At 30.4% G+C, this 247-nt stretch carries 1 pseudogene; it reads left to right on the plus strand.

The window, feature by feature from the left end:
• Positions 1-247, plus strand: a pseudogene (locus V7083_RS22195) (heparinase II/III family protein); the annotation flags it as partial.

The raw sequence follows: 247 nt of genomic DNA on the forward strand, positions 1-247 counted from the left end.
GGTGACAGTATCAAGAAAAACCTATAACTTAGGTAAAAACCAAGTAGGTAAATCAAAAATTGACAAATATTTAATTGATTCCAAGTACAGCTATGTTACTGGTAGCCATACGCTATATCCCGGTGTTTTATTAAAACGAACGATTATTTACTTCAAGGAAAGTAATTCAATCATTATCCATGATCGAATGAGTTCTTCTGCAATGAAAACATACAGTCAAATTTTTAATATTGGTAAAGACGTTAAT

Origin of the sequence: Bacillus sp. JJ1764 (assembly GCF_036962145.1) — a bacterium.
Taxonomy (GTDB): domain Bacteria; phylum Bacillota; class Bacilli; order Bacillales; family Cytobacillaceae; genus Neobacillus.